A 14,778-nucleotide genomic window follows, 5' to 3' on the forward strand; every position below is an offset into this window, starting at 1 on the left:
AGAGGCAGTTCCAGAAGTTTCTCAGGGATCCCGCAGCGGTGATCAATTGCCTTGAAGACGCCATCCTTCTCCTCGACAAAAGAACAACGGTAATCTTCATTAACAAGACAGCCGAGGAGTTTCTCGGAAAAAGCCAGCGGGAGATCATCGGGAAGAAGCTGGGAGACCTTCTGGAGGATGCCGGAGCGATCGTGAAACTCGCGCAGAAGGCGATCAAGGAATCGAGGTCGTTCAGCGCCAAAGAGGTGGAAGTGAAGATGAACGGCCTCTCGAGGGTTGATCTGCGCATATCTCCCTTCTTCGTGGACGAAACATACGAGGGAGCGCTCCTCTCGATCCGCGAGAATGTCTCGATTATCGAGAAGGACGACTCCTCCTTTGACTCACTGGTATATCTCCTCGGCTCCATAGCCCATGAAATCAAAAACCCCCTCGGAGGCATAAAGGGGGCTGCACAGCTCCTGAGAAGGCGTCTCCTCGATCTTGAACGGGAGAAGGGGGCGCAGTTGTCCCCTTGTTTTATGAACGGGGACGATGAATACCTGAACCTCATCATACGGGAGACGGACAGGCTCAATGCGGTCCTCCAGAGTTACCTCACGATGAGCAGGAGACCCGCCCTGCACCCGATCAATATCCACGAGGTGATCGAGAAGGCGATTTCGATCATGAATATATCCTGCGAACATGGTAAAATAGTGGTGCATCGGTTCTACGACCCGAGCCTGCCGAGAGTCCTCGGGGATGAAGGAAAGTTGCTCCAGGTCTTTGTGAACATCATAAAGAACGGAGTCGAGGCGATGCCAAGGGGGGGGGATCTGAGCATCGTGACAAAACCATCAAACGAATATGCGGTGCAGGACGGCCAGACAAAGCGATGGGCCTTGATCTCGGTAGGCGACACGGGAAGCGGTATTCCGAAGCATGAACTCCAGAAGATATTTCTTCCCTTCTATACGAAGAAGAAACGGGGTACGGGGCTCGGACTGGCCCTTTCAAAGAAAATCATAAAAGACCATAACGGCTTCGTCAAGGTCGAGAGTCCTCCCCCGTCAGGCAAGGGCACGGCATTTCACCTCTATATACCCTTCTCTTGAAAAGAGGGGGGAGCAGACGGGCCGGCCGTCATCGCTGCTCCGGGGACATGCCGGCAGAAAGGTGAGTACTCGCTGCTGTCCGGCTTGCGGACATTTCCTGAAGAAGGATCCCCGACGAGCGGGAACGACAATCTCCCTTTGTGGGCATGTTAGAGGAACAGGAAACGCAAATAGAATCTATGGAAAAAGAGAAAGAGATCCTCATCATCGATGACGATGAATCAATAACCTGGGTCGTGAAGAAGGCGCTCGAACCCCTGCGGTATAAGATAGCATCGCACGGCCGGCTCACTTCCGGGCTTAAGGCGGTGAAGAACGATCCGCAACTCATCCTCCTTGACATCGTCCTTCCCGACGGCAACGGGCTCGATGCCTTGAAGGAGATCAGGTCGTCCTATCATGATGCAACGGTGATTATGATGACGGCCCACGGGAAGATGGAGAGCACCGTCGAAGCGATGAAAGAAGGCGCCTACGACTATATCGAGAAGCCCTTTGACATAGAAGAGCTCAAGATCATTGTCGAGAAGGCATTCAGGGATATGGCCATGAGGGAGGAGTTGAACAAGCTCCGCGTCGTCACCGCCGAGGCCGAAGAACCGATGATCATCGGGGGCAGCCAGAAGATGCTTAAGGTCTTCAAGAATATCGGCCGGGTTGCGTCCAAAGACATTACGGTCCTCGTCACCGGGGGAAGCGGTACCGGCAAGGAACTCGTGGCGAAGGCGATACACCACAACAGCAACAGGAGAACAGGGCCCTTCATCGCCATCAACTCCGCGTCGATCCCGAGGGATCTTCTCGAGGCTGAGCTCTTCGGCTGGGACAAGGGCGCCTTCACCGGCGCAAAGGAAAAACATCTCGGCAAGATAGAATCGGCTAACGGCGGCACGCTCTTCCTCGACGAGATATCAGAGCTCGATCTGAATTTGCAGGCAAAACTGCTGAGGTTCATGCAGGATAGGCAAGTGAGCCCCCTCGGGAGCAACAGGGTCATGGAGGCGGACGTGAGGATCATCGGGGCCACCAATCAGGATCTCAAGGATGCGGTGACAAAGGGCTCGTTCCGTGAGGACCTCTACTACCGCTTCAACGTTGTCCAGATAAAACTCCCCGCACTGAGGGAGCGGCGCGAAGACGTCCTGCCGCTCGCAAAGCACTTCCTGAAAGAGGCAGAGCATAAACTCGGGACCGGCAAGAAAGACCTCTCGAAAGATGCCCGGGAAGCCATGCTCAAACATGACTGGCCCGGCAATGTACGAGAGCTCGAGAACGCGATCAAGCGGGCCTGCGTCCTCTCAAACGGCGCGATTATAGAGAAACGGGATCTCTTCCTCGATGACGCCGCTTCCTGTTCGATCAAGGAATTCCTCGAGGAGAAGCTGAAGCGCTATCTCAAAGACATGGTAAAACTCGAAAACTCAAATCTCTATGAAACCGTCATCTCCGAGGTGGAGAAGGCGATCATCAAGATCGTGCTCGATGAGACAGAGGGGAACCAGCTGAAGGCCGCCAAGACCCTCGGCATCAACCGGAACACCCTCAGGGCGAAGATAAAGAGGTACAGGATAAAATAGGAGATCAGTGGAGGCGGACGCCGAACTCCGCTATCCTCGGTTTCACCAGCTTCAGGTAGTCCTTGCAGTTCATCTTGATCGATTCTATGTGGTTTCCCGCCTGGAAGAAGATCTCTTCGTCCTCGGATAAGGTTTTGTCTACAGAGACATCTAAACCATAAAGATTCCCGAAGGGCGGCATCGCACCTACCTCGCAGTCGGGAAAGAGGCCCCTGAACTCCTCTTCTGTGGCAAGACGCATCTCCCCCGCACCGAGGATTCCACTGAGTTTATCCATGTCGATCCGCCAGCTGGCCGGAAGCACAGCCATCGAAAATACCTCTCCGGCTTTCACCATAACCACCTTGGCCAGCTCTTTGCCCGGAACGTGGAGGACGGCAGCGATCTCCTGTGCCGTATAGACCTCCGAATGCCTCGCGACCTGATATTTTACGCCCGTCCTGTCGAGGAATTCTTTCAGTTTATCATTGACCATAAAACACTCCCTCCTTTCAGTTACAGTATAGACCCGAAACGAGGAAGGGGGAAGAGGTCGACCTAAAAGATATCCGGTTTGTCGCTCGCGATTCCGTCAACGCCCTTAGCCTGATATTCTTTCGCTTCCCGTCTCGTATTTATCGTCCAGACGATGACCTTGAGATTATGGCGGTGAGCGTCCTCAATGTTCCTGGTATGGGTAAACCGGTACAGAGGGATAAGGTATTGGGCATCGAGCCTCAGGGCGGCATCGATCGGATTCTTGAGCTTTGCGTAAATGAGACCGGTCTCGATCGTCTTATCCAGTTTCCTGACGGTCGAAAGAGCCTCTTCGTGAAAAGAGACGATGATCGCCCTGTCACGTAATCGTTCCTTCCTGATGACTTCCAGAACCGGTCTTTCATACCCGGGCTCTTTCAGTTCCACGAGTATCTTGTCGACGTTTCCGTCGACTATCTTCAGGGCCTCCTGGAGCGTCGGGATCCTGTCTCCGGTGGCATCTTTCAATTCCTTCAGGGTCGCCTCGTTTATCTTCATGTCCTTGCCGAAGACTTTCTTCAGGTTGTCGTCATGAATGACGACTAATTTCCGATCCTTCGATTCCCGCACGTCCATTTCGATCGCATTCACGTCCGACGCGATCGCCCTCTGAAAGCTTTCGAGGGTATTCTCCGTTTCGTATGCCCGCGCCCCGCGATGTCCGACCCTTAAGAACAGGATGTCCTCCACGTACGTCCGTTCAATCCCATTTCCATTTTAGCAACAAACGAATTGTCAGTCCATCCGCCGCACCACGCATTGATTTTCTTCTCTTTTTTGTGGTATAAATAACGGTTCTAGATTTCCCGCGAGGCTCGCGTCTTTCGGGAATCTTCTGCTCCTTGCTCTCACCCTTCGGGTGAGGGCTATTCCGCACGGCGGGCCGTCGGCTCCCTGCGGACCGGTTCTACCCGGAAATCCATAAGGAGGTTTTTCATGAATATCTACGAAAACATCGTGATCCTCAACGCATCCCTCTCGGACGAAGAGCTCGAAGCAGCCTCAGGAAAGATCAAGGACCTCATCACGAACGCGGGCGGCGAGCTACTGAAGGTAGAAGTTTGGGGAAGGAGAAAGCTCGCCTATGAGGTGAGGAAGCACAAGAAGGGATTCTACCTCTTTCTCCTCTTCCGTTCTGCGTCATCCTTCATCAAGAAGCTCGAAGACTACTATAAGGTCTATGACCCTGTCATAAAATACATGGTCATTAAGCTCGATAAGAAGATGATGAAAGGGGTGGTGCTCGCAAAACCTGAAGACGCGTCAGTTCCGAAGGGTGAAGGCTCCCCTGCTGAGTCCCCTTCCGCCGCTGCCGCAACAACAAGAAGCGAGGTATAGATGTACAATAAGATTATCTTGATAGGCAATCTCACGAAGGACCCTGAACTGAGATACACCCCCCAGGGAACACCGGTGGCCTCATTCAGGATAGCGGTGAACTCGAAGTATAAGCAGAGCGACGGCTTCAAGGAGGAGACGTTATTCATCGATATCGTCACCTTCGGGAAGCAGGCCGAGACTTGCAGCCAGTATCTGAACAAAGGGAGTTCCGTCCTCGCCGAGGGCAGACTCCAGGAGAGGAGATGGGAGTCCGAGGGCCAGCAGAGAAGCAAGGTCGAGGTCGTTGCCCAGACGATCAGGTTTCTCCCGAAAAGGTCCGACGCAAAGGGGCAGTCCCCTGCCGAAACGGATTCCACGCCTCCCGAAGAGATGACAGACCTCGAACCATTTTAGGATAATCATACGAGCGAAAGGAGAAAAGCGATGCAGCAGAAGAGATTCCAGAGAAGAAAATTTTGCAGATTCTGCGCCGAGAAATCGGAATATATCGACTATAAGGATGTGAAGATCCTGAGGAGCTATCTTACGGAACGGGGAAAGCTTCTGCCCCGGCGCATGACAGGGGTATGCGCGAAACACCAGCGTAGCCTCACCGAAGCCGTAATGAGGGCGCGGAACATCGCGATCCTCTCTTTTGTGGAAAAGTAGATGAGGATCCCGAAGACCTGGGTTCCCCTCATAACGAAGAGGATTGTCGATGACCTGCTCGCAAGAGATCTTATCGAGCCGAAGGTATCGAAAGAGCAGCTCTTCGCCGATGTGGAACGGCTCGTCATGGAAGAACTCATGGTTGAAGACAGGGTGAACAGCGAGGTCAGGGAGATACTCAAGAAATATACTTCCGAGATAGAAAAGGGGAGACTGGACTACCGGAAGATGTTCGAAATCACGAAGAAGAAGATCGTCGAAGAACGGGGCCTCATCCTTTGATGCTCTCGGACGACAAGATTTCCCATCTCACCCATGTCCTCCTCAAAGGATTGCTGAACGGAGGGAGCATCAAGGTTAAGGATGACGAGGGGAAGGTGAGACGGGAGATGAAGCGGGCGATCGTCTCTTTCCTCAGGGTCAGCGAGGACATCGACGAAACGGTCCGGAAGAAGATGCAGTCCTTTTCGAGAAAGATCGTCGAGGGAAGTCCCGAGTGGGAGGTGCTCTACAAGAAATTTTACAAGGAAGAGGCAGCAAGACGGGGCATGGCATCAGAGTAAGAAGGGTAATCCCTCCCTCTCTTCTCATCCTCTCCTTTGCAGGTATCATCTTTCATCTCGCCCGGAAATACCCGGTGCCGTGGTTTTCCCTCACCGTCCTCCTGATCGCTCTCTATTCTTACCTCTCCTTCCTCATGAAGAAGAAGGGCTACGTCTTTGAAACACTCTTTTCCTTCATGCTCCTCGTGGCCGGTCTCATCCAGTTCTTCGGATCTCCCTGGCTTCATGTGGTCTACATCCCTCTGCTCTTTACCCTCGCTATACCGTACGGTCCCGAACTGATCGTACCGCTCAGTCTTACCGTCCCCGGTCTCGAGATGAGGCATTTCACGGATCAGAACCTGAGAGAGGAAGTCGTCTTCAACGCAGTAGCGGTCGTGACGGCAATAGCCCTTTCCCTCATTCTGTCGAGGATGAAGAAGGAACGGGATACGGCCAGGAAATCCCTCAGGCGACTGAAGGAGGCGGCTGAGGATATGGGCCCTGCGGCGGGCATCGACGTCATGAACGGCGAGAATCTCATCTCCCAGTATCTCTCTTCTTCGAATACGGCGAATGAGGAGATACGGGAATCGCTCCTCATCCTCGGCCGGATACTCTCCGCGGACTCGGTGGGCATGTTCACGCTGAAAGAGAATACCGCGACATTCAGGTGCTCAACCGCTGAGGACCAACCCTCGGGCGTCGATGATAGAGAGCCGATTGACCTATGCAGGCGGAAGAGGGCACCCGTATTGTTCGGCACAAATCCTCGAGGAGTCGCGATTCCCGTTCTGGACCGGGATATTATTGCAGGCGTTCTCATCACCAGGCGGAGCGGGCCGAACCCGTTCGAAGGTCCCGACATAAAGACGCTCGAGATGTTTTCGGGCCAAATCGCAAAGATGCTCCAGAGGCAGCGTATCTCTTCCCAGTTAACAAGGGATCGTTCGGCGCTCCAGATACTCCACAAGGGAAGCTCGAACCTCATCGCATCGCTCAAGATAGAGGGCATCGCGCGGAACCTGATAGAGGCCGCGCATAACATAGCACCGCTTTCGATGGCATTCTTCGTGCCGCGCGGCGACGGTTACGAACTGATCTACGAGATCGGTATCATCCCCCCGGAGGACCGCCACGTTGACTTCGGGAATTCCCTCGTTGGTATGGCGGTCAGGAATGGCGAACCGATCTACCTGTCGGACCTGAGGAATAATAAGATGCCCGTCCTGCCGTTCAAGGCGGGACAGGTGGGTTCAGTCTTCATGCTCCCTCTCCTCTATGAAAAGGAATTGCTCGGGCTCCTCGTTTTTCTATCGGAGCGACCGGGGGCACTGAACTCCTATCAGATCGAGCTCCTCGGGGTGCTCGGGAACCAGGCCTCTGCATCTCTCGTAAACGCGCGGCTGCACTCGGAAATTGAGAGGCTCGCCGTAACGGACGGCCTCACGGGCCTTTTCAACCACCGGCACTTTCAGGAAAAGCTGTCACTCGAATTGAATCGGTTGCAGCGCCTCCCTCACCCCCTTTCCCTGCTCCTCGTCGACATCGATTTCTTCAAGAAGATAAACGACGCGTACGGGCACCCGGCAGGCGACGTGATCCTGAAAGGTGTCGCGGCTATCGTGAAGACGACCGTGAGAAACACCGATATCCCGGCCAGGTACGGCGGGGAGGAATTTGCTGCCGTGCTCGCCGGCACCGATCGTGAGGGGGCGATGACGATGGCCGAGCGTCTGAGGAAATCGGTGGAGGGGAAGGGCTTCCTCATTGACGGGAAAGAGGTGCGAGTCACAGTGAGTATAGGGGCGGCCACCGCCCCCTATGACGCTGAAGAGAGGGAACAACTCATCAGCAGGGCGGACGAGGCGCTCTACCATGCCAAGGAGAACGGAAGAAACCGAAGTGTCCTCTGGCACGAGATTCCGTAAAGGAGACTGAATCCTTGGAACCCTTCACGTCGGACGTCACGGAAGAAGAGCTTCGTAGGGAGCGGGCAAAGGCCCGGGACTTGAGGAGGACCCAATGGTGGAAGAGAAAATGCGCCTCGGGCGCCTGTTATTACTGCGGGAAGAGCGTACATCCCTCAGACCTCACCATGGATCACATCGTGCCGCTCATCAGGGGCGGTAAATCGACGAAGGGGAATCTTGTTCCCGTATGCAAGGAATGTAACAGCAAGAAGAAGTACATGCTGCCCCTGGAGTGGGAAGAGTATCTCGACCGATTGAGGAACGATGAGATTTGAGTGTGGTAAACTATCAGGATGTCCGAACGTGAACTCCTCATCGAGGGGGCGAAACAGAACAACCTCAAGAATATCACCGTCAGCATTCCCCACAACAAGGTCACCGCGGTCACGGGAGTGTCGGGCTCCGGCAAGTCGTCTCTCGCCTTCGATACCATCTTCGCGGAAGGACAGTGGAGGTTCATTGAATCGATCTCGACGTACGCGCGCCTTTTCCTCGAGAAACTCGACAGGCCCGATGTCGAAGCGATCCACAATCTGCGTCCCGCCGTCGCCCTGGAACAGAAGAATCCCGTAAGGGGTTCCCGCTCGACCGTAGGCACCCTGACCGAGGTCCACGATTTCCTCAGACTGTTGTATGCGAAGGTCTCGACACCCTATTGTCCGCGCTGCGGCAAGGAGGTGAGGAAATGGGATACCTCACAAGTAGTCCTTAAGCTTCTTCAAGAATACCCCGGAAGGCGGGCTGTCATCGCCTTTGAATCAAAAGAACCCGCAGAGACACTGAAAAAACGGGGATATCACCGCATGATGGTGGACGATGAAATCGTGGAAATCACCGCGGGGAGCGGAACCGGAACGACCGGATCAGGTTCGTCTTTCGATATCGTCCTCGATAGACTGGTCATTCGTGACGAACCGAGACTCGCGGACTCGATCGAGACGGCGTGGAGAGAGGGGCATGAGAGCATCAAGGTGATACTCTTTCCTGACCGGTCCGAAATGCGCGAGGTCTTACGGTTTTCGTCTTCTCATGCTTGCGACACCTGCGGCGTCATACTCCCTGAACCTTCGCCGCTTCTCTTCTCCTACAACCACCCTGTCGGAGCGTGTTCGGAGTGCAAAGGCTTCGGGAATATCCTCAGATACGACGAAACACTCCTCGTGCCCGATGAACACCTTGCGCTTGCCGAGGGGGCCATCGAGCCCTGGGAAAAGCCCGCGTACCGGTGGTGGAAACGACAGTTCATGGAAGGGGCGAAGAAGGCCGGGATAGACGTCCGGAAGCCCTATCGGGAGCTGTCCGATGGTGAGAGGGAAACGATATTCAAGGGCGGGGAGCATTTCTACGGGATCGACGATTTTTTTGAAGAACTCGAAAGCAGACGGTACAAGCTCCATGTGAGGGTCTTCCTCAGCAGATACAGGAACAGCATCATCTGTCCGGTCTGCAAGGGCAAGAGATTGCGGGAAGAAGTCCTCGCCTACAAGGTCTCGGGCCACGATATCGCCGAACTCTCCGACATGCCCGTATCACGATTGTCGGTCTTCTTCAGGGAGATCGGTCTCTCACCTTTTGAGAGGGACCTCGCAAAGGAGATACTAAAACAGATAGGGCTGAAGCTCTCGTTCCTCAGCAGAGTCGGTCTCGACTACCTGACCCTCAGCAGACTCGGGAGGACCCTATCAGGCGGCGAATATCAGAGGATAAACCTTTCGAATCAACTCGCCTCCTATCTCACCGGCACACTCTATGTGCTCGACGAGCCGACCGTGGGGCTCCATGCACGGGATACGGAGAGGATAGCCGGGATACTTTCGGAACTTGCGGAGATGGGCAATACCGTGATCGTTGTGGAACACGACAGGGGAATCATCGAGTCGGCTGACTGGGTTGTCGAGCTCGGCCCGGGCGGCGGCCAGCAGGGAGGAGAGGTCATCTTTTCCGGGCCGATGGCGGAGTTTCTCAAATCGGATACGCTTACCGCACAATATCTCAGCGGGGCTGTCGGCATGCGGCAGACATTCGGCGGCAGACAGTCGGCAGGCGACGACGTCAGGGGCAACCGCAAGAGGGAAAGAGGGTGGCCTTCTCTCACGCTTTCCGGAGCTCGGGGGAACAACCTCAAGGACGTCGTGCTCAAGGTGCCGCTCCGGAATCTCATCACCGTAACCGGGGTTTCCGGTTCGGGAAAGTCGAGTCTCATCGTGGATACGCTCTATAGGGCGGTGGCAAGGCACCTCGCCCTGGAGCAGACCTCACCCCTCCCCTACACCGCTCTCAGCGGTATCGAGCTGATCAAAGGTCTTCGCCTTATCGACCAGACTCCCATCGGAAGGTCGCCCCGCTCGAACCCTGTCACCTATCTCAAGGCATTCGATCATATCAGGAAACTCTTTTCGCTCCAGCCCGAGTCAAAGACACGGGGATACGGTCCCGGATTCTTCTCGTTTAATGTTGCAGGAGGGAGGTGCGAGACCTGTAAGGGAGAGGGCTATCAGAAACTCGAGATGTATTTTTTTGAGGACATCTATGTGAAGTGCGAAGACTGCGGCGGGAGGAGATACGGAGGGGAAGCCCTGAAAATAACGTACCGGGACGCGACGATCGATGATGTCCTCAACATGACCGTCGATGAAGGCGCGATACTTTTTTCCGATCTGCCGCTCATCAGGAATACCCTCTCCCTCATGCAGGATGTCGGCCTCGGCTACCTGAAACTCGGCCAATCCGCGACCACACTCTCCGGCGGTGAGGCGCAGAGACTCAAGATATGTTCTGAGTTGAGTTCAGGCAGGAGGAGGGATGTCCTCTATATACTCGACGAGCCGACCGTAGGGCTACACTTCAGGGATGTGGAGCTACTCCTAAAGGTCTTGAGACGACTCGTGGACGCGGGCAATACCGTCGTCGTGATAGAGCACAACCTCGACGTAATCGCAGCAGCCGACTGGGTCATCGACCTCGGACCCGAAGGCGGGGATGAGGGCGGCCGGATTCTCTTTGAAGGGAGACCGGAGGAAATCGTTAAGGCGAGCGCGTCCTATACGGGGAGGTATCTCAAGACAGCTATCGGCTGATGAGGATGGGGCTTCACGGACGGAACGTTTCCTCCCTTCTCTGTCGCCTTGAATGTAGCTTCCTATTTATGTTCGACCAACTCCACCCTTCTGTTCTTTGCCTTCCCCTCCTCGGTCCTGTTCGTATCGACCGGGCAATAGGGGCCGACACCAGCGGGCTTCAAGCGGGAAGCTTCGATGCCCCGGCCTGTCAGCGCCTTCGCCACCGCTGCGGCACGGTCTGAAGACAGTTTCAGGTTCGATTCGAGATTGCCGGTGTCGTCTGTGTGACCGACCACATAAAGCTTAAGCCGAGGGTTTTCCTTGAGGAGTTTCGTGATCTCATCGAGCGTCGGGGTTGACTCGGGTTTGATCTCGGATTTGCCGGTGTCAAAGTATATCCCGTAGACAACTGCCTTCCCCGTTGCCGTGATGCTCTGGTTCAGGGCGGATGCGTCGGCGGTCACTTCCTGTTCCATCGGCTTTGTCTCGACGATGACGAGTTCATAGTTCTGGCCGTCGTTAAAAGCCGCAGATTGGACGTACGTGACTGCGCCGCCCTTCTCGATCTTTGCGTTTACTACCCGGCCGTCGCTCGATAGGATCTTCCCTCCTATTTTCCGGACGGCATTTTCGTAATTAGCCGCGACCTGAGCCATGCTTACCGGCTTTGCTCCTTTCTTTCTCGTATATCCCAGCTTCGTGATCTTCCCCTTCCAGGCAGCATCCGCTCCGGAAAGATAGGCAGATATGTCATAGACGTCGAAGTCCTTTATATCGTGGGACTCGAGATAGTAACCCGGCATGCGCGAGAGCAACGGATGGTCCTGGCCCCCCTCGACGTCCTTCTCCCCCTCGGCCTGAGCGTGGCTAAATGAGACAAGAATGGCAAAGAATATTATTACTGTAAGACGACGTCCTCTCATATTGTCCTCCTTAAGAACGATCTGCCTCAACCACGAAGAAAATCCGAGGCGATTTCATGCAGCAAGTGTCACGGTAGAGTCTCGATCATTTCGTTCCATTTGTCAACTAACTCCTTATCCTATCCGTTCAACAGATGGATTCAACCGTCTTGCCCTGGATCGGCATCTCTTACTCTATCTCGATTCCGTCCAACTCGGTTGTGCCGCTGCCGAGCGTCAGGGACCCACGCAAAATGCTGTATAGCAATCGATTCGCAAAACCGCAGTCGTATCCGCCCTGCAGGATTGCATTGTATCCCGCGTCGAAATCAAGCGATTCCGTCAGATTCGTCCCAAGCACCTTGACTGTTGCCGGCGCGCTGTACGACCCAACGGCCGAATATGCCGCGGCAACGGAATCATAAGGAATCGAACCGATAAGAGCCGCCGGCTGACTGCAGGCCTCTGCGGAATCGGGATTTACGGTCAGTGAAGACTCATCAACGGCCTCGAAATCAGAGCCGTGAACGCGATTGAATTCACTTACGAGCAGATCATTGTTCCATCCGGGATCGGGAACTCCGGAAATATACCACGCCGAACCGATGTCGGCAAGGATGATTCCGTATTTCTTCATGGCATTGAGAATGACCTGTACGTCGGATGAGAAAGCCGCGATGTCAAAACCTGCCCTGAGACGAAATCGCTGTCCCATCGGGGGGTCATTCGCTACGGTAATGCTTCCCGCATAGTGACGGGCAGGCCACACATACGCTTTTCTTATCCGCGGTGCGGTAAAGCGAATAGCATGACGAATTTCCCCGGATGCCACTTCATCGTATCGCACAAGCCCGGGCAAAATGGGAAGCCCTGCCGCGTCGGCCGATGTCCATCCGCTCGGCCGCAGGGCATCGGACCTGAGATCGAAGACCGCCCCGGAGCCGGCCTGCCACGTTCCGTCGGGTTGCGGATAGGTCGACCATGTCTCATAGAGGATACAGGCATCCTTGTCGAGCACAAGGACATGACGGTCCCCCGCAGACCCGCTTCCGCCCTCGATGAGGGCGTCAGGCGGTATCGGATATGGGCCCGGGTCGCTTTCATCTGCATAGGTGAAGGTGATAGCCACCTTCTCTTGCGTTCCCGGCACAATATTATAGGGGATACCGATGGGGCCACCGTCCCATGAGCCGGAACCAAAATCAGGATGAAGGCCGGTACTCGAGCCGATGGCAGAGATGTAGGCCGACGAATTTGCATCGGCCGGAAGCGCATCTATTTCAGTGTTCCAGATATTGTCCGCCAGAAAGAGGGGACAGCCGCCAACGATGGGGCCGGTCGCAGAAATTGCTCCTGACGGCATCAGGATGCAGCACAGAAGCGCGACAATGAGAGAAAAAGTTCTTTCCGATACATACGTTCTCATACTCTTCTCACTATACATTAATGCGCGATGTTTTTCCCCTTGCGTGAGGGATATTCCTTTCAACGGCCCTTCACATCGCCTGTCTTTGACCATTGCGGAATTACCTGCCGTTAGGGAAGTTTCAGAACACTTGTTGTCCCATAGCATCTTGTGCCATTCCCAAACAGTAACCCAATACTTTGCCTTGTCAGGGCTCATTAACTTCATTGCTTCTTGCTGTAATTAACGCGGTCTCAACGATCCGTCGACTGTGAGTTACTTTTGATAATTTGTAATCGTTGAGCAGGGACGAGTAGACTATAAGAGAGGAGATGAAGAGGATGATCCTCTTTCTCAATGGCAGCCCCAGGAAGAACGGCGTGACAACGTCGCTTCTTAACATAATTGCTGGTGAGGCGCGCTCTGCCGGCGCCGCGGTGGAGTGGGTCGACGTCAATAAGCTCTCAATAAGACCATGCATCGGGTGTCTGAAATGCAGGCCCGACAAAAAGTGCATTCTTCCGAGAGACGACGGGCATCTCATTGGAGAGCTGTTAGAAAACTGCTCGGCCTTGGTGATAGGCGCCCCTAACTATTGGGGCAGCATGCCCGGGACGTTGAAGATTCTGTTTGAAAGGAATGTTCCTGTCCTTGAGTACTATGAACTCTATACATGGCGCATACCGAGACCGAGGCATAAGGGGAAGAAGGCGGCGATTGTTACCGCCTCCCTTTCACCGTTTCCCTACAATCTGCTTCCTTCCCAAGGCGGCGGGGCACTTCGCACCGTCAGGACTATTCTGAACACGGCCGGCTTTGACATCAAGGCACAACTCAACGTCCCGATGACCCCGGACCTCTCACACATCGGAGAACGGTGGTTGGCAAAAGCCAAGAAGCTGGGAAGGGAAATTGGATCATGGTAGAACGAGCACTCTCCTGGATAAAATAGTTTCCAAAGAATGAAGCCGGCATCGTTTTCTTCCTGTAATTCACGACGTAGCCTTTCTCTCCCTGAAGCAAAGTTTCTCTTGGAAATAAACGGACGGTGGAAGATCAACCTGAGACTGGTACTTAACGCGCCTCCCTAAGCCTGTCTGCTAAGCCCGGTGGCAATCCATTGGTAAGGATGGCAGAAGCAACCTTTTCAACAGCGTAGGGAAGTCTCAGAAATTCATGAGCGACTTCCTCATCCGTGATATCAACTATCGCTACACACGCCCTTGGGTCTCCGTCTTTTGGCTTCCCCACACTTCCCGCATTGATGAAGACCTTTCCCCCTATATCTCTTCGGTAGGGCTTGTGTGTGTGACCATAGATCATAACATCAGCGTCAGTTTTTTGAGCCATCTCTAGAAAGAACTTCTCAGGGCGATCCTCATACCAGTAAAGGTTGTTCTTATGGGGAGTGGCGTGGAATATCACAATCTTCTTCCCCGCTGCCGTAAATGATATTGACTCAGGAAGGCTCTTCATAAAATCCTTGGATTTCTGGCTGGTATGTTCCTTAGTCCACTCAAAGGATTTGTCTGCAAGTTCAGCCTGAATCGGGTCTTCATACTTGCAACCACAGTGCTCACTGTCATAGGAAACGTTGTAGTCATAGTTCCCCTGAACCCCCTCTATCGCGCGTTCACTGATGAAATCAACGACCTCATTGACAAACGGGGCATACCCCCCAAGGTCGCCGAGATGATATGTCTTATCGACCTTTGCGG

16 protein-coding genes are annotated in these 14,778 nt (G+C 54.2%); 11 read left to right on the forward strand and 5 right to left on the reverse strand.

Annotated elements, in window-relative coordinates; all coding sequences use genetic code 11:
- A partial coding sequence (locus VEI96_10770) for an ATP-binding protein (GenBank protein ID HXX58473.1) occupies positions 1-1,097 on the forward strand: 1,097 nt, incomplete at its 5' end.
- A gap of 179 nt (positions 1,098-1,276) precedes the next feature.
- A complete protein-coding gene (locus VEI96_10775) occupies positions 1,277-2,674 on the forward strand; it encodes a sigma-54 dependent transcriptional regulator (protein HXX58474.1) in 1,398 nt (465 codons plus the stop codon).
- A gap of 4 nt (positions 2,675-2,678) precedes the next feature.
- Here the strand turns inward: VEI96_10775 and VEI96_10780 are convergent, their stop codons facing one another.
- Positions 2,679-3,149: a YbaK/EbsC family protein gene (locus VEI96_10780; GenBank protein ID HXX58475.1), complete on the reverse strand. Its 471-nt coding sequence runs from the start codon at positions 3,147-3,149 to the stop codon at positions 2,679-2,681.
- Positions 3,150-3,211: 62 nt separating this feature from the next.
- On the reverse strand, positions 3,212-3,880 hold the full coding sequence (locus VEI96_10785; GenBank protein ID HXX58476.1) for a glycerophosphodiester phosphodiesterase: 669 nt from the start codon (positions 3,878-3,880) through the stop codon (positions 3,212-3,214).
- Between the two features lie 246 nt (positions 3,881-4,126).
- On the opposite strand from VEI96_10785, the gene rpsF reads away from it, so the two are divergent.
- The 8 genes from rpsF to uvrA all read left to right on the forward strand — a co-directional run bounded on the left by rpsF (position 4,127) and on the right by uvrA (position 10,771).
- The gene (gene rpsF, locus VEI96_10790; GenBank protein HXX58477.1) at positions 4,127-4,528 is read left to right on the forward strand and encodes a 30S ribosomal protein S6; all 402 of its coding nucleotides are present in this window, start codon (positions 4,127-4,129) and stop codon (positions 4,526-4,528) included.
- On the forward strand, positions 4,529-4,924 hold the full coding sequence (gene ssb / locus VEI96_10795; GenBank protein HXX58478.1) for a single-stranded DNA-binding protein: 396 nt from the start codon (positions 4,529-4,531) through the stop codon (positions 4,922-4,924).
- Between the two features lie 30 nt (positions 4,925-4,954).
- A complete protein-coding gene (gene rpsR, locus VEI96_10800) occupies positions 4,955-5,179 on the forward strand; it encodes a 30S ribosomal protein S18 (protein ID HXX58479.1) in 225 nt (74 codons plus the stop codon).
- A complete protein-coding gene (locus VEI96_10805) occupies positions 5,180-5,461 on the forward strand; it encodes a DUF507 family protein (GenBank protein ID HXX58480.1) in 282 nt (93 codons plus the stop codon).
- On the forward strand, positions 5,461-5,742 hold the full coding sequence (locus VEI96_10810) for a DUF507 family protein (GenBank protein HXX58481.1): 282 nt from the start codon (positions 5,461-5,463) through the stop codon (positions 5,740-5,742). The genes VEI96_10805 and VEI96_10810 overlap by 1 nt, the downstream gene beginning before the upstream one ends.
- Positions 5,743-5,816: 74 nt before the next feature.
- Positions 5,817-7,652 (forward strand): sensor domain-containing diguanylate cyclase, encoded by a 1,836-nt coding sequence (locus VEI96_10815; protein HXX58482.1) that lies wholly within the window; start codon positions 5,817-5,819, stop codon positions 7,650-7,652.
- 14 nt (positions 7,653-7,666) lie between these two features.
- Complete coding sequence (locus VEI96_10820; protein HXX58483.1) at positions 7,667-7,969, forward strand: HNH endonuclease; 303 nt, start codon at positions 7,667-7,669, stop codon at positions 7,967-7,969.
- An 18-nt stretch (positions 7,970-7,987) separates the two neighbouring features.
- The gene (uvrA, locus tag VEI96_10825; GenBank protein HXX58484.1) at positions 7,988-10,771 is read left to right on the forward strand and encodes an excinuclease ABC subunit UvrA; all 2,784 of its coding nucleotides are present in this window, start codon (positions 7,988-7,990) and stop codon (positions 10,769-10,771) included.
- Positions 10,772-10,833: 62 nt separating this feature from the next.
- Here the strand turns inward: uvrA and VEI96_10830 are convergent, their stop codons facing one another.
- Both VEI96_10830 and VEI96_10835 read right to left on the reverse strand, forming a co-directional pair.
- Entirely contained in the window at positions 10,834-11,676 is an 843-nt protein-coding gene (locus tag VEI96_10830; GenBank protein ID HXX58485.1) for an OmpA family protein, read from the reverse strand.
- 169 nt (positions 11,677-11,845) lie between these two features.
- Complete coding sequence (locus VEI96_10835) at positions 11,846-13,081, reverse strand: hypothetical protein (protein HXX58486.1); 1,236 nt, start codon at positions 13,079-13,081, stop codon at positions 11,846-11,848.
- 311 nt (positions 13,082-13,392) lie between these two features.
- On the opposite strand from VEI96_10835, the gene VEI96_10840 reads away from it, so the two are divergent.
- Positions 13,393-13,986, forward strand: a complete 594-nt coding sequence (locus VEI96_10840) for a flavodoxin family protein (protein ID HXX58487.1) — start codon at positions 13,393-13,395, stop codon at positions 13,984-13,986.
- Between the two features lie 148 nt (positions 13,987-14,134).
- Here the strand turns inward: VEI96_10840 and VEI96_10845 are convergent.
- Positions 14,135-14,778: YfcE family phosphodiesterase (locus VEI96_10845; GenBank protein HXX58488.1), on the reverse strand; the 644-nt coding region annotated here is incomplete at its 5' end.

The organism is Thermodesulfovibrionales bacterium, assembly GCA_035622735.1.
Classification (GTDB): domain Bacteria; phylum Nitrospirota; class Thermodesulfovibrionia; order Thermodesulfovibrionales; family UBA9159; genus DASPUT01.

Bases quoted from the DNA above. Each gene is read 5' to 3' on its own strand.
- uvrA (HXX58484.1), top strand. From the start codon at position 7,988: ATGTCCGAACGTGAACTCCTCATCGAGGGGGCGAAACAGAACAACCTC.
- rpsF (HXX58477.1), top strand. From the start codon at position 4,127: ATGAATATCTACGAAAACATCGTGATCCTCAACGCATCCCTCTCGGAC.
- VEI96_10835 (HXX58486.1), bottom strand. From the start codon at position 13,081: ATGAGAACGTATGTATCGGAAAGAACTTTTTCTCTCATTGTCGCGCTT.
- VEI96_10780 (HXX58475.1), bottom strand. From the start codon at position 3,149: ATGGTCAATGATAAACTGAAAGAATTCCTCGACAGGACGGGCGTAAAA.
- VEI96_10840 (HXX58487.1), top strand. From the start codon at position 13,393: ATGAAGAGGATGATCCTCTTTCTCAATGGCAGCCCCAGGAAGAACGGC.
- VEI96_10805 (HXX58480.1), top strand. From the start codon at position 5,180: ATGAGGATCCCGAAGACCTGGGTTCCCCTCATAACGAAGAGGATTGTC.
- VEI96_10775 (HXX58474.1), top strand. From the start codon at position 1,277: ATGGAAAAAGAGAAAGAGATCCTCATCATCGATGACGATGAATCAATA.
- VEI96_10830 (HXX58485.1), bottom strand. From the start codon at position 11,676: ATGAGAGGACGTCGTCTTACAGTAATAATATTCTTTGCCATTCTTGTC.
- ssb (HXX58478.1), top strand. From the start codon at position 4,529: ATGTACAATAAGATTATCTTGATAGGCAATCTCACGAAGGACCCTGAA.
- rpsR (HXX58479.1), top strand. From the start codon at position 4,955: ATGCAGCAGAAGAGATTCCAGAGAAGAAAATTTTGCAGATTCTGCGCC.
- VEI96_10810 (HXX58481.1), top strand. From the start codon at position 5,461: ATGCTCTCGGACGACAAGATTTCCCATCTCACCCATGTCCTCCTCAAA.